The sequence below is a fragment of the Stenotrophomonas sp. TWI819 genome (genome assembly GCF_039673075.1).
GTDB lineage: Bacteria > Pseudomonadota > Gammaproteobacteria > Xanthomonadales > Xanthomonadaceae > Stenotrophomonas > Stenotrophomonas rhizophila_B.
In genome coordinates, this window is record NZ_JBDJKY010000006.1 from 115281 (window position 1) to 129836 (window position 14556).

Consider the following 14556-nt stretch of genomic DNA (forward strand, 5'->3'; position numbering starts at 1 on the left):
CATGTCCATCGCTCAGCCCTCCCGCTTGCGTGACTGCAACTGTGCGACCAGCGCTTCCAGCTCGGCCAGTTCCTGATCGCTGACATCCACCTTGTGCGACATGAACGCCACGAACGGCGAGACCGAGCCCTGCAGCGTCTTCTCCACGAAGCTGGCCACCGCACCCTGTACCACGCTGTCCTGGCCGCTGGTGGTGACATAGCGGTAGACGCCGTCCACCTGCTTGCGGCTCAGGTACGACTTGGCGCGCAGGCGCTCCATCATGGTCAGCACGGTGGAGCGTGCCAGTCCACGCGGCTCACCGAACCCGGCGGCGACTTCCCCGACACTGGGGCGGTCCTGTTCCGCGATGTACTGCAGCAGGGCCAGTTCCTGGTCCCCGATGGTCTTGCCGCGCATGGCGCACTCCCTATGACTACACGTGTCGCTACCGTGCCAGTGACTACAGATGTCGTCAAGTGCCGGAGGGTCCGTGCCGACGAACGGTCAGCTGCGGTCGGCCGCTGGCCATGCGCCTGCGGCTGCGTAGTCAATCTGCAGATGGGGATGGGGATGGACGGGAGATGGACGCAGAAAGGCGGAGGGCCATGGCGGCATGCTCACGCCATCGGGCCTCGGTACGGATGGGAACCACCGAGGTGTTCCTCGGTGGTCCATCTCGGCAAGATGCCGTCTGTCAGCCGCGCGGCCCGCCCATGACCGGCAGGATCACGCCGCTGATGTAGCTGGCGGTGACCGGGGAAGCGAGGAATACATAGGCCGGCGACACTTCTTCCGGCTGCGCTGGCCGGCCCATGTCGCTGTCCTGGCCAAACTCGGCCACATCCGGAGCCTTCTTGTCGGCCGGATTGAGCGGGGTCCAGACCGGACCCGGCGCAACCGCATTGACCCGGATGCCGCGTGGCAGCAGCTGGCTGGCCAGCGCCTGGGTGAAGGCATGGATCGCGCCCTTGGTCGCCGAATAGTCCACCAGCGCCTTGCTGCCGAACAGGCCGGTTTCCGAGCCGGTGTTGATGATGCTGGCGCCTTCGCCCAGGTGCGGCAATACGGCGCGCGCCATCTGGATGTAACCGCCGATGTTGGTCTGCAGGGTTTCCTGCAGGTGCTCGTCCTCGAGGTCTTCCAAGCGATCGCAATGCAGCTGGAAGGCCGCGTTGTTGACCAGGATGTCGACACCGCCAAACGCCTTGACGACCTGCTTGACGGCCTTGTTGCAGAACGCCGGATCGCGCACATCGCCGGCGATCACCACGCAGCGACCGCCTTCTTTCTCGACGTGCTCGCGGGTGATCTTCGCATCCTTCTTTTCATCCAGGTGCAGTACGGCGACATCCGCCCCCTCGCGGGCGAACAGCACGGCCACCGCGCGGCCGATGCCCGAATCCGCGCCGGTGATGATGGCGCGCTTGCCCTTGAGCTTGCCGCTGCCCTGGTAGTCCGGCGCAAGGAAACGCGGGGCCAGCTGCATCTCGTGTTCGTTGCCGGGTTTGGCCAGCTGCTCGGCCGGCATTTTCTCAGGCTGGCGACGCGTGCCGGCCTGGGTAACCTTCTTGGCCTTGGACGCGGCGACCTTCTTCGCCGCACGCGCATCCTTTGCCTTCTCCTGGTCCTGCAGACGGCGCTGGCGGGCCGCCACGCGCGCAGCGCGCGGATCGGTGGCGGCAGCCTTGCGGGTCGCGGTTTTGACGACCGGGGTACGGGTGCGCGGTTCGGCCGCCGCAGCAGCCGCCTCCGCCGGACGCGGACGCTTGCGGGAGGTGGGGGTCTTGGTGGTCTTACGGGTTTTGGCCGTGGCCATGTTCGACTCCTGTTGCCGGATCAGATGCGTGGATCTCACGCGGGCGCATGTTCGTCTGTTCGTCGCGGCGCTGGCCGCCGTGGAAATGCGCAGCCCCACTATGGTCAACCCGGCGGCCAGGGACGGTGAATGGAGCGTGCCCACACCGTGTAGAGATTCATGCGCCGCATACGGCCACCGATGCACCCTGAGCGCAATTCCCATGGAGTGCGTCGCATGCTTCGTTACCTGTCCGCGGCTGTGGCCGTCCTTGCTTTGTCCGCCTGCAGCAGCACCCCCATCGCGCAGGTCCAGCCGATCGACGGCGTCATTTCCGGCCAGTGCCACGTGGACAAGGTCCGCGGCGCCGTGGGCCTGGCGGCATCGCAAGCCACGGTCGAGCGTGCCCGCGTGGACAGCGACAGCTTGCAGGTCATCGTCGTGCGCAGCGAGCGTGCCGCAAGTGGCGCCACTGCCAGTGGCGCGGCCAATCCCACCCCGGGTGCGGAGCAGGGCGGCGAACGGCTGACCATCGAAACCGGTCGTACCAACAACATCACCGCCCTCTACTGCGGCTGACCGCTGCACTCATCCCGCGCGGGCACGCCGGACGGTGCGCCGCGCGGCTTTGAGTACTTTCAGCGTGGCCAGTTCCCACTGACGCTCGCCACGCAGGCCGGCAAGGGCCTTCAATGAGCCGGCCCGCCAGCCATCGAATACGCAAGGATCGATATAGGCCTTGCGGCACACCGACGGTGTGTTGCCCAGCAGGTTCGCGACCTCGCATACCACCTGTTTCTGCAACGCCGCCAGCGCGCGCTCACTGGAAGGTTCGGGCAGCTCGGTCACGGCAAGCTGACGGATCGCCTCCAGCGTGCCGCCCCAGGTGCGGAAGTCCTTGGCGCTGAAGTCCTCGCCCATCGCATCGTGCAGATAGTCGTTGACCATGCCCGAATCCACCGGTTGGACCGCGCCATCATCATCGCGGTACTGGAAGAGCGCCTGCCCGGGCAGCTGCTGGCAGCCCCGGATCAGCTTGACCAGTTCGCGGTCATCCACATCCACCTCATGCGCCTGCCCGGACTTGCCCCGGAAGCGCATCTGCGCCCGGCCGCCCTTGACCAGCGCGAGGTGGCGGTTGCGTAGCGTGGTCAGCCCGTAAGAGCGGTTGTCACGTGCATAGACTTCGTTGCCAACGCGCACCAGCGTCTGTGCCAGCAGCGCCACCACGATCGCCAGCACCTTGTCGCGCGGGAAGCCGGGCAGCTTCAGATCGCGGCGCAGGCGCCGGCGCAGCGTGGGCAGGGCGGTACCAAAGGCAATGATGCGATCGAACTTGCCATCGCCCCTCACCCGCGCCCAATCAGCGTGGTAGCGGTACTGCTTGCGCCCGCGCGCGTCACGCCCAGTGGCCTGCAGATGGCCGTTGGGCAGTGCGCAGATCCACACATCGGTGTAGGCCGGCGGGATCGCCAGCGCGCGGATCCGGGCCAGGGTGGCGGCATCGCGGACCGCCGCACCATCGGCATCGCGGTAGGCAAAGCCCTTGCCGGCCTTGCGGCGGGCAATGCCCGGCAGTTCATCGCTGACATAGCGCAGCCCGGCCTGGCGGGCGGCGGCGACTTCGGGGGTGGCGGTGCGGCTCGGGCTCATGGAGGCGGCGCGGATCAGGGGAACGCAGTGTCGCCGGTGCCGGTGCGGCACCGCGTCAATAACGCAACACAAACACCTCACACCGCGCTTGGCGATATCCTCCATCGTTTACTGGCTCGCTTTTCAGGAGTATCGATGTCGCCTCTGTCGTCCCGCCGCCTGCGGCGCTCTTTCGGGCTGATCGCCCTGTTCCCCGCCCTGCTGGTCCTCGGTGCGTGCAGCGCCCCGCCCATGGACGAGCAGGAAGCGGTCGCCACCAATGCACAGAAGGCGGCCGAGGCCGCCGCCGCGCCCACCGATGAAGCAGGCAAGGCGCTGGAAGCGCCGCCGGTCGGCAACTGCGATGCCACCCAGGTGCAGAGCCTGGTCGGCCAGCCCTACACCGAGCAGATCGGCAGCCAGGCCCAGCAGGATGCCGGCGCCACCACCTTGCGCGTGCTCAAGCCGAATGACATGACCACGATGGATTTCGTGGGTGAGCGGTTGAACATCGAAGTGGACGGCAAGAACGTGGTCGCCAGCGTCCGTTGCGGCTGAACAGGGGCCGGGAAAACACGGGAAACATAGGGGTTTGGTTGCGCCTGCAACCGTGTATTGCGGCGTTGCAACAACTGTGATCTAGTCGGGTCATCCGGTGCTTCGACCCGCGCTGCAAGGACTGAGCGGGGACGAGTGTCGCCGCTCACCTGACATCGCATCGAGGCACAGATGGCCCCCCGCAACCGCCAAGGGCTTTACGACCCGCAAGATGAGCGAGATGCCTGTGGTTTCGGCATGGTCGCCCAGCTCGACGACCAGCCGTCACGGCTGCTGGTCGACACGGCCATTGCCGCACTCTCGCGCATGACCCACCGCGGTGGCGTCGCCGCCGACGGGATCACTGGTGACGGCTGCGGCCTGTTGCTGCGCCGCCCCGATGTGTTCCTCAAGGCGCTTGCCGCCGAGGCGGGCCTCACGCTTGGCGCGCGTTTCGCCGCCGGCGTGGTGTTCCTGCCGCATGAGGCCGCCGCTGCACAGGCCTGCCGCGAGACGCTGGAACAGCAGCTGCGCGACGCCGGCTGCCAGCCGGTCGGCTGGCGCGTGGTGCCGACCGATCCCAGCGTGTGCGGCCAGCTCGCACGCGACACCCTGCCGCACATCGAGCAGGTGTTCGTCGACGCCGGCGCCGCGCAGGACGAGGCCGCCTTCACCCTGGCCCTGTTCCTGGCCCGGCGCCGCAGCGAACAGCAGCTGCGCGAGCACGCCGATTACTACGTCACCACGCTCAGCCCGAATGCGATCAGCTACAAGGGCATGGTGCTGCCGGACAAGCTCAGCCGCTTCTACGTGGATCTGCAGCGCAACGATCTGGCCTCCAGCGCGATCGTGTTCCATCAGCGCTTCTCCACCAACACGCTGCCGCGCTGGCCGCTGGCGCATCCGTTCCGGATGCTCGCCCACAACGGCGAGATCAACACCATCGAGGGCAACCGCCGCTGGGCGCAGGCGCGCAGCAAGGTGTGGAAGACCCCGCGCTTCGACATCGGCGAGTTCAACCCGGTGATCTCCATGCATGGCTCGGACTCGCAGAGCCTGGACAACATGCTGGAGCTGATGGTCAGCGCCGGCATGGACCTGATCCAGGCGCTGCGCATCCTGGTGCCGCCGGCGACCCAGTCGCTGGAGTTCAAGGATCCGGACCTGGCCGCGTTCTACGAGTTCTACGGCCTCAACAGCGAGCCGTGGGACGGCCCGGCCGGGATCGTGGCCTGCGATGGGCGCTATGCCGCCTGTACGCTGGACCGCAACGGCCTGCGCCCGGCGCGCTGGATGCTGACCTCCGACCGCCACTTCCTGGTCGCCTCCGAAGCCGGTGTGTGGGAAGTGCCGGCCGAGCGCGTGGTGCGCAAGGGCAAGCTCGGCCCGGGCGAGATGATGGCCATCGACCTGAAGCGTGGCGACCTGCTCGATTCGGACGCCATCGACCGCATCAACCGGGGCCGCGCGCCGTACAAGCAGTGGCTGCAGCAGGGTGTGACCTACCTGCAGACCGAGCTGATCGATCCGTCGCTGGTGGAGGAGCCCTTCGACGAGCGCACCCTGCGCAGCTATCACAAGCTGTTCCAGCTCAGCACCGAGGAAGTGGAGCAGATCCTGCGCCCGCTGGCCGAGACCGAGCAGGAAGCCACCGGCTCGATGGGCGATGACACCCCGATGGCGGTGCTCAGCCAGCACAGCCGTCCGCTCTACGATTACTTCCGCCAGGCGTTCGCGCAGGTCACCAACCCGCCGATCGATCCGCTGCGCGAAGACTGCGTCATGTCGCTGTCCACCCAGCTCGGCAAGGAGACCAACATCTTCCATGCCGGCGCGGAGACGGTGAACCACGTCATCCTCAACTCGCCGGTGCTCAGCCAGCGCAAGCTGCGCCAGCTGATCAAGATGGAGCAGTACGCCGACAAGAACCGGCTGATCGATCTGTCCTACAGCCTGGACGAAGGCCTCAAGGCCGGCATCGAGCGCATCTGCGCCGAGGCCGAAGCCGCTGCACGCGAAGGCATCGTCATGCTGCTGCTCAGCGACCGTTACCCGGTCGCCGACCGGCCGATGGTGCATGCGCTGCTGGCCACCAGTGCGGTGCATCACCACCTGTCCAACGCGGGGCTGCGCTGCGACGTCAACCTGATCCTGGAAACCGGCACCGCGCGCGATCCGCACCACATGGCCTGCCTGCTCGGCTTCGGTGCCACCGCGGTGTACCCCTACCTGGCCTACCAGACCCTGTTCGATCTGGGCCGGCGCGGCATCCTGCAGCTGAGCAAGGGCGGCGAGCAGTCGCAGATCGGCCGCCGCTACCGCAAGGGCATCTACAAGGGCCTGTCCAAGATCATCTCCAAGATGGGCATCTGTACGGTGGCCAGTTACCGCGGCGCGCAGCTGTTCGAGATCGTCGGGCTGGATGACGAGGTGGTCGACCTGTGCTTCCCGGACACCGCCTCGCGCGTGGCCGGGGTCGGCTTTGCGCGCCTGGATGACGAAGCGCGCGAACTCACCGTGCGTGCCTGGAACGACCTGCTGCGCCCCGATGTGGGTGGCGTGCTGAAGTACGTGCACGGCGGCGAATACCACATGTACAACCCGGACGTGGTCATGACCCTGCAGCGCGCCGCACGCAGTGGCGATGCCGCGGACTGGCAGCGCTACTGCGAGGCCGTGCACGGCCGCCCGGTCTCGGCGCTGCGCGACCTGCTGCAGCTCAAGGCCGCGCCCACGCCGACCCCGCTGGACGAGGTGGCCCCGGCCGAAGACCTGTTCCGCCGCTTCGATACCGCGGCGATCAGCCTCGGTGCGCTGTCGCCCGAAGCGCACGAAGCGCTGGCCATCGCCATGAACCGGCTTGGCGGCCGCAGCAACTCCGGCGAAGGCGGCGAAGACCCGGTGCGCTACGGCACCGAGAAGCGTAGCAAGATCAAGCAGGTCGCCTCGGGCCGCTTCGGCGTCACCGCCGAGTACCTGGTCAATGCCGAAGTGCTGCAGATCAAGGTCGCGCAGGGCGCCAAGCCCGGCGAAGGCGGCCAGCTGCCCGGGCACAAGGTCAACGAACTGATCGCGCGGCTGCGCTATGCCAAGCCGGGCATCGGCCTGATCTCGCCGCCGCCGCACCACGACATCTACTCCATCGAAGATCTGGCCCAGCTGATCTACGACCTCAAGCAGGTCAACCCGACCGCACTGGTCTCGGTGAAGCTGGTCAGCCATGCCGGTGTCGGCACCATCGCCGCGGGCGTGGTGAAGGCCGGTGCCGATCTGATCACCGTGTCCGGCCATGACGGCGGCACCGGTGCCAGCCCGGTCAGCTCGATCCGCTATGCGGGCGTGCCGTGGGAGCTGGGCGTGGCCGAATCGCACCAGGCACTGGTGGCCAACGACCTGCGCGGGCGCACCCTGCTGCAGACCGATGGGGGCCTGAAGACCGGTCTGGACGTGATCAAGGCCGCGCTGCTGGGTGCGGACAGCTTCGGCTTCGGCACCGCGCCGATGATCGTGCTGGGCTGCAAGTACCTGCGCATCTGCCACCTCAACAACTGTGCCACCGGCGTGGCCACCCAGGACGAGCGCCTGCGCGCGCAGTACTTCACCGGCCTGCCCGAGCGCGTGGAGAATTTCTTCCGCCTGCTGGCCGAGGAAGTGCGTGGCTGGCTGTCCTACCTGGGCGTGCGCTCGCTGGAGGAGATCGTCGGCCGCACCGACCTGTTGCAGCAGCTGGAGGTCTCCCCGCGCCCGGGCGTCAAGGTGGATCTGTCGCGCCTGCTCAATCCGGCCGAGTACGCCGGCAGCCACTGCGCCGCGCAGCGTCTGTATGAATCGCCGGACAGCCTGGCCACGCAGATGGACGGCCTGCTGGCCCCGGCGATCGCCGGCAAGCTCGGCGGCGAACACCGCTTCCTGATCCACAACACCGACCGCTCGATCGGTACCCGCCTGTCCGGCGAGATCGCGCGCACGCACGGCAACCAGGGCATGAGTGATGCACCGCTGACCCTGCGCTTCCGTGGCACGGCCGGGCAGAGCTTCGGCGCGTTCAACGTGGGCGGCCTGCAGCTGGAGGTCGAGGGCGAGGCCAACGACTACGTCGGCAAGGGCATGGCCGGCGGCCGGCTGGTCGTGCGCCCGCCGCGTGGCGCGCGCTTCGAGGCGCGCAACACCGCGATCATCGGCAACACCTGCCTGTACGGCGCCACCGGTGGCGAACTGTTCGCCGCAGGCCGTGCCGGCGAGCGCTTCGGCGTGCGCAACTCCGGCGCGCTGGCGGTGATCGAAGGCGCCGGTGATCACTGCTGCGAATACATGACCGACGGCATCGTGCTGGTGCTGGGCAAGGTCGGGCTCAACTTCGGCGCCGGCTTCACCGGCGGCCTGGCCTACGTGCTGGATATCGACCGTGATTTCGTGGACCGCTACAACCACGAGCTGATCGACATCCACCGCATCTCGGCCGAGGGCTTCGAGAACCATCGCCAGCACCTGCATACCCTGATCAGCCGCCACCGCGAACTGACCGGCAGCATCTGGGCGCAGCAGATCCTCGATGAGTTCCGCGATTACGTCGGCAAGTTCTGGCTGGTCAAACCCAAGGCCGCCAGCATCGAATCGCTGACCGACTCACTGCGCCGCGCTGCGTAAGCGCGGAGAAGCACCGGTATCGACCGGGGCCTCGTGTTCCCACCGTTGTAGTGCCGGCCGCTGGCCGGCAACCTCACCACAGAGCAAGCCATGAGCCGCAAGCAAGCTTTCCAGTTCCTCGATCTGCCCCGGACGATGCCGCAGCGCATCCCGGTCGAACTGCGCACCTCCGGCGACTGGGGCGAGCTGTACGGCAAGTTCGGCAAGGAAGACGCGCAGTTCCAGGCCGGTCGCTGCCTGGACTGCGGCAATCCGTACTGCAGCTGGAAGTGCCCAGTGCACAACGCGATCCCGCAGTGGCTGCAGCTGGTGCAGGAAAACCGCATCCACGAAGCGGCCACGCTCTGCCACTCGACCAACCCGCTGCCGGAGGTGTGCGGCCGGGTGTGCCCGCAGGACCGGCTGTGCGAAGGCAGCTGCACGCTGGAGGAGTTCGGCGCGGTCACCATCGGCGCCGTGGAGAAGTACATCGTCGACACCGCGCTGGCCACCGGCTGGCGCCCGGACATGACCGCAGTGGAAGCCACCGGCAAGCGCGTGGCCGTGATCGGCGCCGGCCCGGCCGGGCTGTCTTGCGCCGACAAGCTGGCGCATGCCGGCATCCAGGCCGTGGTGTATGACCGTTACGAACAGATCGGCGGGCTGCTGCAGTTCGGCATCCCCAGTTTCAAGCTGGACAAATCGGTGATCAGCCGCCGTCGCAACGTGCTTGAAGGCATGGGCGTGCAGTTCCGTCTCGGCGTGGAGATCGGCCGCGATGTGAGCATCGATGACCTGCTGGCCGAGTACGACGCGGTGTTCGTCGGCACCGGCGCGTACCGCTATACCGATGGTGGCCTGCTTGGCCAGGACCTCAAGGGTGTGCTGCCGGCACTGCCGTTCCTGGTGCAGAACAGCCGCATCGTCAGTGGCAGCGACGCGCATGGCCGGCCAATCGCGGGCTGGGAAGACCAGATCGCCCTGCCCGACCTGGAGGGCAAGCGCGTGGTGGTGCTGGGCGGTGGCGATACCGGCATGGACTGTGTGCGCAGCGCGATCCGGCTCGGCGCGGCCAAGGTGACCTGCGCCTACCGTCGTGACGAAGCCAACATGCCGGGCTCGGCGCGCGAAGTGGCCAATGCCCGCGAGGAAGGCGTGCGCTTCCTGTTCAACCGCCAGCCGTTGTCGATCGAGGCGGGTGCGGATGACGAAGTGATCGGGGTGATGGTGGTCGAGACCACCCTGTCCGATCCGGATGCCCAAGGCCGCCGGAACGCGGTACCGATTGAAGGCAGTGAATCGCTGCTGGAAGCCGACGTGGTGATCATCGCCTTCGGCTTCTCGCCGACGGCGCCGGCCTGGCTGACCGAACAGGGTGTGGAGGCCGGCAACAACGGCCGCATCGTGGCCGGTGGCAGTGGCCGCCTGCCGTTCCAGACCGCCCACCCACGCCTGTTTGCCGGTGGCGATGCGGTGCGCGGTGCGGATCTGGTGGTGACGGCCGTGGCCGAGGGCCGCGACGCGGCCGGCAGCATCGTGCAGCTGCTTTCGGCGTAACGGGGTGCCCTACCGAAGCGCGCCGTTCACGCGGCGCGCGCTACCGCCGGTACCGACGTGTGACGCACGCCGGCCCGCTCGATCTCCAGCGCCATCAGCAGCTCGATGTTGTCGAGCTGGTCGCGGATGCGGCGGTTGCTGACCACATCATCGTGGCCGCGGCCGATATGCGCATCCAGCATGCGTGCGAGCCCGGCCAGCAGGACCTCGGCATCGGCCTGCGGGGCGTCACGCAGCACGGCGGCCAGCGCGCGGATGCGACTGCCCTGATCCGCAACAAAGGGCTGGGATGAGGCGGCAACGGAAGAAAGGGGGAGGGTCATGGCAGGGGTTTCCTGATTGACGGACGACCTCCACTGTCGGATATGGCCCCTGCCGACACCATGCAACAAGTACGAAAATGCGTGAAGGCGCGTGAGCCGCATCACGTTTCGCAGCTTGCATCGGTGCAACCTGAACGGCTTACACTGGCGACGACTCCCTTTGGACTGCCCCCATGCGCATTGGCCTGGCCGCGAACCGCCTGCATCACCACGACAAGCACGCCGCGCTGTTCCGCTGGCTGCGCGCCAGCGACACCGGCCTGCGCGAACTGGGCGTCGAACTGCATGCGGTCGGGCGCACCTTCGATGCGATCCAGCGGCTGGGCTTCCTGCAGGACTTCTCCCCGCTGCGGCGCTACCCGAACGGCCGCGAGGGCGGCCTGATGAAGCTGGTGGCCGAGGTGGTCGGGATGGGCACGCCGGAGCGCACGCTGGATGGCGCGATCTACCTGATGGACCCGGTCGATCCTTCCTCGGTCTTTCCGGAAGCGACCGCGCTCAAGCGCCAGTGCGTGATCCACGGCAAGCCCTTCATCTCCACCGTCGCCACCGCGCGCGACTGGGTCGAGGTGGAGCGCCTGCACGCCGGCCTGGCACCGGACCCGGGTGCCGATGACCTGCACGCCTTCGAGCAGCACACGCTGGCCCTGATCGCGCATGACGCGATGAAGCCGGCGATGCTGGCCTTCGCCGATGAACACTTCGCGGTGCTGTCGCGCTTCCGCAGCCGGGTCGGCACCGGCACCACCGGCCAGCGCCTCAACGAGCTGGCCTGGAGCCGCGGCTGGCCGCAGGGCGAGGAATGGGTGACGCGCTACCAGAGCGGCCCGATGGGCGGCGATGCGCAGATTGCCGATCGCGTGCTGGAAGGCCATTGCCAGCGCGCGATCTTCTTCGAAGACCCGCACGTCGCCCGCCAGCACGAAGCCGACATCCAGCTGCTGGAGCGCGCGGTCACCACCGTGACCGATCAGGCCGTGTGCATCACCGCGCCGCGGGTGGCGGCGCGCTGGGCGCAGGCGGCCGCGGTGCGGGTGGGCAACTGACGGCACTACCGATGAGGAGCGAGCGTTGCCGCCGCCGTTACGGTGCCGGGGTCAGCAGCTGCCGCAGCATCGCCTTGAGCCGCCGCCCTTCGAGCTGGAAATAGTCCCGCTCGGCATGCCACGCCGGGAAACGCTTTTCCACCTCCGCCCAGAACGCCGGCGAGTGATTGGCCTGGATCAGATGGCAGAGCTCGTGCACCAGCACGTACTCGAACGCCGAAGGCCGCCCCAGCACCAGGGCCAGATCCAGCGCCATGCTGCCATCCGGCGCCAGCGAGCCCCATTGCGAGGACATCACCTTCAGCCGCAGCCGCGCCGGTGCACGCGGAAGGCCGGGCAGGTAACGCGGCAGCCACTGACCGACGTCGGCACGGGTCTGTGCTTCGTAGAATTCGCGAAGGGTGCGGCGCAGCGTGGCATCGGTCCCGCGCGTGGGCCAGTGCAGGCAGGCGCCCTGCTCGTCTACATGCATGTGCGCGTAGCGACCGGTTTCCCAGCGCAGCGGCAGCAGCGCACCGCGCAGCGGCAGCACCCCCGCCTCGCCGATCACCAGCGGTGGCGGCAGGTTGGTGGCCTGGTAGCTGCGCAGTTGCTCGGACAACCAGCCGCGATGCTGGTCGAGAAAACGCTCGCCCATCACCAGGCTGGCGCGCGGTGGCAGGGTCAGGCGTACGCCGCGCTCATCGACGCTGAGCTTGATCCGGCGCGCACGCGGGTCGCGCACGCGCAGGACATCGATCTCGGCATCCTCCAGGCGCAGCCGTACCGTATCGCGCTGCAGCGTGCTGACAGCCGGCGAAATCAGGCGGCGGAGGAATCCGGACATGGGTACAGCATAGCGCCGGCCGTGACCGGCGCATGACTGGGGACTGATCGGAACCGATCAGTCCGCCTTGCTCAGCTTGAAGGCCTCTTCCAGCAGCAGGAACAGGCGGCGCACTTCACCGCTCTGCAGGGCGAAACGGGCGTCCAGTTCGGCGCGGCGGCCGTCATCGTCGGCGTGCTCGAGCTGGTCCAGCGCGCCATCCAGGAACTTCAGCTTGCGCACGATCAGGTCGTCGCCCAGCACGAAGGACAGGTTGTCCTCGAAGACCAGGGCCAGCTTGGTCACCTGCTTGCCGGCGTCCAGGTGCTTGTCGATCTCGTCGCAGCGCAGTTCCTGGTGCTGGCACTTGACCACCGCACCGCCCTCGGCCGGATCCTTCATCTCGCACTCTTCGCCCAGGCTCAACCCCGTCGGCAGGGTTTCACCGGCGATCCAGCCGGTGAGGATCGAGCGCGGCGCCACTTCGGCGTTCAACGGCATCGCCGGGAAGCTGCCGAGCAGGCCACGGATGTCGGACATCATGTTCTCGCCCTTCTTGCTGCTCGAGCAATCCACGGCGACGTACCCGTGGGTCAGGTCGATCAGCGCGTCGGTACGCGAGCTCTTCACGAAGGCACGCGGCATCAGCTCGTGCAGCAGGTCGTCCTTCATGCGCTTGCGCTCGCGGCCGCCGGGCTTGCGGCCTTCCTTCTCCTCGATTTCCTCGAGCTTGCGCGCGAGCAGATCGTTGACCACCGCACCCGGCAGGATCTTGTCCTCACCGCCGACGGTCAGCCACAGCGCATCGCCGACGCGGTGCGAGAACACCGCCTTTTCTTCACGGCCGAACGGCGAGATGAAGCCGCGCGAATTCATTTCAAGCGGACCGACCGGCTTGAGCAGCACCTGCGGCAGCAGGGTGTCTACGTCGGAGAAATCGGTAGCGGTCGGAAAGCGGAACAGCGTCAGGTTGCGAAAGAACATGGACGTCCAGAGTAAGAGCGTGAAAGGGAGGGCGGGCGCACCGGCGTGGCTCAGGCCGGGCCGGGGGCGTCGCCGAGGTCGTGGGCAGTGCCGGCCCAGGCCGGCGGGTCGGGCAGCGGGGCCGCCGCAGCGCGCCCCAGTGCCATGAAATCAAACAGGGCCGGATCGGCCAGCTGCGAGGGATGGATGTTGCCCAGCGCGCGGGCGATCTGGTCGATGCGGCCGGGCTGGTCGCGTTCCCACTGCTGCAGCATCTGCTCCACCTGGCGGCGTTGCAGGGTGTCCTGGCTGCCACACAGCGTGCAGGGAATGATCGGGAACGCACGCGCCTGCGCGTAGGCGCTGATGTCCGCTTCACTCACATACGCCAGCGGGCGGATCACGATGTGCTGGCCGTCGTCGCTGCGCAGCTTGGGCGGCATCGCCGAGAGCTTGGCGTGGTGGAACAGATTGAGGAAGAACGTGGCCACACTGTCGTCGCGGTGGTGGCCCAGCGCGATCTTGGTGAAGCCGTGTTCGGCCGCATGCCGGTACAGCGCGCCACGGCGCAGGCGCGAGCACAGCGAACACATCGTGCGGCCTTCCGGAATCACCCGGCTGACCACCGAATAGGTGTCCTGCTCGATGATCCGGAACGGCACACCGATCGAGGCCAGGTACGTCGGCAGCACGTGCTCGGGAAAGCCCGGCTGCTTCTGGTCCAGGTTCACCGCGACCAGCTCGAACGGTACCGGCGCTTTTTTCTGCAGCTGCAACAGGATGTCGAGCAGGGTGTAGCTGTCCTTGCCACCGGACAGGCACACCATCACTTTGTCGCCGGCCTCGATCATGCCGAAGTCGGCGATGGCCTGGCCGACCTGGCGGCGCAGCTGCCGCGCCAACCGGTCCTGCACACCGCCGGGCGCGCGCGGATCGCGGGCGCGCGGGACGGGATCAGGCAGGCGGATGACAGCGCTCATCCTGTCATTCTACCGGCTGGGACGCACCCTCACAGGTGCCAGGAAGTGACTGCGTTCACTCCCGGCGGTCATCGGGGATGTGTATGCTCGGAGCTTGTGGAAACCATGACGCCCACCGATATCAGTGCCCGCCTTGCCACGCTCCGGCAGGAGCACCGTGCGCTGGATGACCAGATCCTGCGCATGGCCGCCAATGGCGACGACGAGCTGGAAGCCAAGCGCCTGAAGCGGCGCAAGCTGCAGCTGAAGGACTGCATCGCCAAGCTGGAAGACATGTTGATTCCGGACGAGCCGGCCTGAGCCAGCCACG

13 protein-coding genes are annotated in these 14556 nt (G+C 67.7%); 6 read left to right on the forward strand and 7 right to left on the reverse strand.

Going from position 1 to position 14556, the window contains the following annotated elements:
• Positions 1–12: 12 nt before the first annotated feature.
• Complete coding sequence (locus tag ABE463_RS10220) at positions 13–399, reverse strand: BlaI/MecI/CopY family transcriptional regulator (RefSeq protein ID WP_346468083.1); 387 nt, start codon at positions 397–399, stop codon at positions 13–15.
• A 277-nt stretch (positions 400–676) separates the two neighbouring features.
• On the reverse strand, positions 677–1798 hold the full coding sequence (locus tag ABE463_RS10225; protein ID WP_346468084.1) for an SDR family oxidoreductase: 1122 nt from the start codon (positions 1796–1798) through the stop codon (positions 677–679).
• 216 nt (positions 1799–2014) lie between these two features.
• Between ABE463_RS10225 and ABE463_RS10230 the strand changes: the two genes are divergently transcribed.
• Positions 2015–2356: a hypothetical protein gene (locus ABE463_RS10230; protein WP_123731009.1), complete on the forward strand. Its 342-nt coding sequence runs from the start codon at positions 2015–2017 to the stop codon at positions 2354–2356.
• Positions 2357–2365: 9 nt separating this feature from the next.
• Here ABE463_RS10230 and ABE463_RS10235 read toward each other — a convergent pair whose 3' ends face one another.
• Positions 2366–3430 carry a DNA topoisomerase IB gene (locus ABE463_RS10235; RefSeq protein ID WP_346468085.1) on the reverse strand — a complete coding sequence of 355 codons (1065 nt, stop codon included), beginning with the start codon at positions 3428–3430 and terminating at the stop codon, positions 2366–2368.
• Between the two features lie 135 nt (positions 3431–3565).
• Between ABE463_RS10235 and ABE463_RS10240 the strand changes: the two genes are divergently transcribed.
• The 3 genes from ABE463_RS10240 (at position 3566) to ABE463_RS10250 (ending at position 10129) form a co-directional block, all read left to right on the forward strand.
• Entirely contained in the window at positions 3566–3967 is a 402-nt protein-coding gene (locus tag ABE463_RS10240; protein WP_123731007.1) for an I78 family peptidase inhibitor, read from the forward strand.
• A gap of 171 nt (positions 3968–4138) precedes the next feature.
• A complete protein-coding gene (gltB, locus tag ABE463_RS10245) occupies positions 4139–8593 on the forward strand; it encodes a glutamate synthase large subunit (protein ID WP_346468086.1) in 4455 nt (1484 codons plus the stop codon).
• 90 nt (positions 8594–8683) lie between these two features.
• A complete protein-coding gene (locus tag ABE463_RS10250) occupies positions 8684–10129 on the forward strand; it encodes an FAD-dependent oxidoreductase (protein WP_346468087.1) in 1446 nt (481 codons plus the stop codon).
• Positions 10130–10155: 26 nt separating this feature from the next.
• Here ABE463_RS10250 and ABE463_RS10255 read toward each other — a convergent pair whose 3' ends face one another.
• Positions 10156–10452 carry a hypothetical protein gene (locus ABE463_RS10255; protein WP_346468088.1) on the reverse strand — a complete coding sequence of 99 codons (297 nt, stop codon included), beginning with the start codon at positions 10450–10452 and terminating at the stop codon, positions 10156–10158.
• 173 nt (positions 10453–10625) lie between these two features.
• Between ABE463_RS10255 and ABE463_RS10260 the strand changes: the two genes are divergently transcribed.
• The gene (locus tag ABE463_RS10260; protein ID WP_346468089.1) at positions 10626–11498 is read left to right on the forward strand and encodes a methylglyoxal synthase; all 873 of its coding nucleotides are present in this window, start codon (positions 10626–10628) and stop codon (positions 11496–11498) included.
• Positions 11499–11535: 37 nt separating this feature from the next.
• Here ABE463_RS10260 and ABE463_RS10265 read toward each other — a convergent pair whose 3' ends face one another.
• Genes ABE463_RS10265 through ttcA form a run of 3 tightly spaced genes read right to left on the reverse strand, consistent with a single transcriptional unit; the run spans position 11536 to position 14246 of the window.
• Positions 11536–12324, reverse strand: coding sequence for a SprT family zinc-dependent metalloprotease (locus ABE463_RS10265; RefSeq protein ID WP_346468090.1), 789 nt, complete (start codon positions 12322–12324; stop codon positions 11536–11538).
• Between the two features lie 57 nt (positions 12325–12381).
• The gene (locus ABE463_RS10270) at positions 12382–13287 is read right to left on the reverse strand and encodes a recombination-associated protein RdgC (protein WP_121043899.1); all 906 of its coding nucleotides are present in this window, start codon (positions 13285–13287) and stop codon (positions 12382–12384) included.
• 50 nt (positions 13288–13337) lie between these two features.
• On the reverse strand, positions 13338–14246 hold the full coding sequence (ttcA, locus tag ABE463_RS10275) for a tRNA 2-thiocytidine(32) synthetase TtcA (RefSeq protein ID WP_346468091.1): 909 nt from the start codon (positions 14244–14246) through the stop codon (positions 13338–13340).
• Between the two features lie 96 nt (positions 14247–14342).
• Here ttcA and ABE463_RS10280 point away from each other — a divergent pair, with 96 nt between their 5' ends.
• The gene (locus ABE463_RS10280) at positions 14343–14546 is read left to right on the forward strand and encodes a YdcH family protein (RefSeq protein ID WP_259260658.1); all 204 of its coding nucleotides are present in this window, start codon (positions 14343–14345) and stop codon (positions 14544–14546) included.
• Positions 14547–14556 lie beyond the last annotated feature (10 nt).